We start from the raw sequence: 3,422 nt of genomic DNA, 5'->3' as shown, positions 1-3,422 counted from the left end.
GGGGGGGGGGCAAAGTGTGGGTGTCGGTCAGCGATCGGGGTAGCGGTCCCCGCCCCGCCCTTCTCCCCCGGATCTTCCTGCCGTTCTGGACCCGCCGCGCCGACGGCACGCCGGGCCGCGGCCTTGGCCTTTCGATCGTCCATGCCATCGTCACCCGCTGGAAGGGCCGGATCGAGGTGCAAAGCACGCTCGGGCAGGGCAGCAGCTTCATCCTCAGCCTGCCCGACCCCGATGCCCCGCCAATCCCCGAGGACCCGCGATGACCCCCACCTCTTCCCGCCGCATCCTGGTGATCGAGGATGACGCGACGCTGAACCGCCTGCTGGTCGAACAGATCGGCCGGCTGGGCCATGAGGCGACGGGCGCCGAGACGCGGGCGGCGGCGCTGAAGGTCCTGTCGCAGCAGCGGGTCGACCTTGCCATCCTGGACCTGCGGCTGCCGGATGCCGACGGGCTGGCCTTCCTGCCCGAGCTGCGCGAATACTGCCCGGCCATCGTGCTGACGGCGCAGGGGTCGATCGACCGGGCGGTGCAGGCGGTGCGGGCGGGTGCTGCGGATTTTCTGGTGAAGCCGGCCAGCGGGCAGGGGCTGGAGCTGGCGATCAACCGGGTTCTCGGCACCGCCGACCTGCAACGCGACCTTGCCTTCTGGCAGGGGCAGGCGCGGCTCGGGCAGCGGCGGCCGCTTCTGGGCACTTCGCCCGAGATGATGGAGGTGCGGCGGCTGATCTCGCTTTTTGCGGGCGCAGAAAGCCCGGTCCTGATCTTGGGTGAGGACGGGTCGGGCAAGGAAAGCTGCGCGCTTGAGCTGCACGCCCAGTCGCCGCGCGCCAACGGGCGCTTCGTCGCGGTCGATTGCGCCGCCGGCCCGACCGCCGAAGAAATCCTGGGCGAGATGCGGCCGGGCCCCGACGGGCGCATCCGTCAGGTCGAGGGGCTGATCGGTGCGGCCGATACCGGCACGGTCTATCTGGGCGCCGTGGACCGGCTGCCGCGCGATCTGCAGAACCGGCTCTTGCGCGTGCTGGAATCCGGCAGTTTCCGCCCGGTCGGGTCGAACACCAGCCTGCCCTGCGCGGCGCGGCTGATCCTTGGCTCGGCGCTTTCGGTCGAGGATATCGCCGCCGATCCCGACCCGCTCAGCCCGCTTCTGTTGCGGATGCTTTCGTTCGTGATCCGGCTGCCGGCCCTGCGCGACCGCCCGGGCGACATCCGCGAAATGGCCGAGACGCTGCTTGCCAACCGCAATTTCCAGCGCAATACCCGCAAGACCTTTGGCCCGGCGGCGTTGCGCGCGCTGCAAGGCCACCGCTGGCCCGGCAACCTGCGCGAGCTGAGCAACGCGGTCGAGCGCGCCATCATCATGTCGGCTGGTGAAGAGCTTATCCTGCCCGACCATCTGGGCCTTGGCCCCGCGCCCGCCGCGAAGGGCGTTGTGGGCAAGTCCCGCAGCGGCGAGGTCGTGCTGCGGTTCGAGACCCCGCCCAGCCTTGACGACCTGCGCGCGGCCTACCTGCGCTTCCTTCTCGACCGGACCCGCGGAAACCGGCGCGAGATGGCCGGCATTCTGGGCATCAGCGAGCGCAACCTCTACCGCCTCCTGCCGCAGGTATCGGATGGCGAGGCAGAAGGATCCCCGCGGCCGGAGGGGTAGGGGGCGCTGTTCTTGTAGCCTCCTTGGCGAAGGCGCGTGCCTTCGCCATGCGATGAGGGTTCACCTTGTCCGGCCGGGTATCCCAAGCATCCGTCCTGCCCGGACATGCCGCGGTCACCCTCGCGAAAGCGGCGGGGCGGTGAGGTGCAGGCTGGCCGACACCACCTCGGCAAGGACCGAGACCGCAAGGCTTCGCGGATCGCGCGTCGAGGGGATCGAGCCGACGGGGGCATGGAGGCGCGCGATCTCTGCCTCATGCAGGCCGGCGTCGCGCAGCCGCATCGCGCGCGCCTCCTGCACCCGCCTGCTGCCCTGCGCCCCGACATAGAAGGCCGGGCCGCGCAGGGCCTGCGCAAGGATGTCCAGCTCTTTCTCGTGGTCGTGATAGAGGGTCACGATGGCGGTCCACGGATCGGCAAGGCAAAGCGCCCCATGCCCGCCGTTCGCCGCAAGCAGGTGGCGAAAGCCCGCCGCATGGAACAGCCGGGCAAGGGCCTGCGCCTCCAGCCCGTCGCCGAAGATCATCGCCTGCGGCTGCGGGACCAGCGTCAGGACGAATGTGCCCCCGGACCAGCCGGACGGCCCGGCCGGCGCCAGCCGCATCGTGCCATCGGGCGCGAAGGCAAGCCCGACGGCCGCGCGCCCCTGCAGGACAAAGGCCGCATCCGCGACCGCCGTCCTGTCGCGCAGCGGGAACAGGCATATGTCCAGCCCGCCGCCGCAGGGCAGCCTTATGTCGAAGAAGGGCGATCCGATCCCGTAGCGCAGGCGGAGGGGGCGCCCGGACCGCAGGGCGGTCTGCGCATGCAGGGCCAGATCGGCCTCGATGCAGCCGTTCGTCAGGCTGCCCGAGGCCGTGCCGTCCGGGAAAAGGCACATCAGCGTGCCGGGATTGCGATAGGAGGGGCCTTCGACGCCGGTGATGATCGCGATCACCGCCTCGCCCGTCCTGTCCAGCAGATCGGCAAGGGGATCGGGCACGATCCCCGTCCCGGGCTGGAACCCCTGCTCCTGCCCGCGGGCGGTCTCCCACGCCGCCCAGTCCGCGGGCGTGTCCAGATCGCGCAGCGCCCTTTCGCCGGGCAGGGGAACCCGGGTCACCCGGTCGGCATGGCGTGCAAGCAGCGGGGAGGCGCCGGTGTCGCCGGAAAGCTGGCCGATCCCGGCCACAAGGTCGGAGGGGAACAGCACGGGATGGCCCGGCCGGCCAAGTGAGGTGGCGCGCAGGATGGCCTGCGGCATGTCGCCGTGCCTGCGGCAGAGCCGGGCGAGGTCTTCCCCGGTCAGGTCGGGCATGTCGGCCGGGACGACCATCAGGGCGCCGCCCCGCGCCGCGCCTGCGCCCCGCCGCAGCGAGGCCGCCATGCCCTCGGCATGGTCGGCAACTTCCAGAAGCGTCACCTCCAGCCCGGCAAGCGCCGCCCGGCGGGCCCGGTTGCCTTCGGGCAGCGTGACGATCACCGGCCAGCCCGTCGCCAGCGCATTCAGCGCGATGCGCCGGATCTGCGCGATTCCGTCGATGCGGCGAAGCAGCTTGTCCTCGCCCAGCATCCGCCGCGCGCCGCCCGCGGCGGGGATCAGGACCGATCCCGCCGCCGTCAGGGCTGCGGGCAGGGCGGGCATCGATTCGCGTTCCCCTGATGTCACAGGACCATTCCCGTCTCCCTGCGCGGCCGCCTGGCGAAGGCAAGCCCCTGAATATCATGGGTTTGTTCCCGCCTTGCCTGTCCGCGCCCGGATTTCCCGTCGCCTGCCGGCGCGGCCCGCG

At 71.5% G+C, this 3,422-nt stretch carries 3 protein-coding genes; 2 read left to right on the top strand and 1 reads right to left on the bottom strand.

The window, feature by feature from the left end; all coding sequences use genetic code 11:
* The coding region (locus tag V7050_RS19770; RefSeq protein WP_324411104.1) for an ATP-binding protein at window positions 1-263 on the top strand (263 nt) is incomplete at its 5' end.
* Window positions 260-1,654 (top strand): sigma-54-dependent transcriptional regulator, encoded by a 1,395-nt coding sequence (locus tag V7050_RS19765; protein ID WP_324375052.1) that lies wholly within the window; start codon window positions 260-262, stop codon window positions 1,652-1,654. The genes V7050_RS19770 and V7050_RS19765, both read left to right, overlap by 4 nt.
* 114 nt (window positions 1,655-1,768) lie before the next feature.
* On the opposite strand, the gene V7050_RS19760 is transcribed toward V7050_RS19765, so the two are convergent.
* On the bottom strand, window positions 1,769-3,277 hold the full coding sequence (locus tag V7050_RS19760; protein WP_324375054.1) for an NTP transferase domain-containing protein: 1,509 nt from the start codon (window positions 3,275-3,277) through the stop codon (window positions 1,769-1,771).
* Between the last annotated feature and the right edge of the window lie 145 nt (window positions 3,278-3,422).

Origin of the sequence: Amaricoccus sp., from assembly GCF_036846665.1 — a bacterium.
Taxonomy (GTDB): Bacteria; Pseudomonadota; Alphaproteobacteria; order Rhodobacterales; family Rhodobacteraceae; genus Amaricoccus.
The sequence above is the reverse complement of the archived record's forward strand: the minus strand, read 5'-3'. Positions and strand labels throughout refer to the sequence as shown.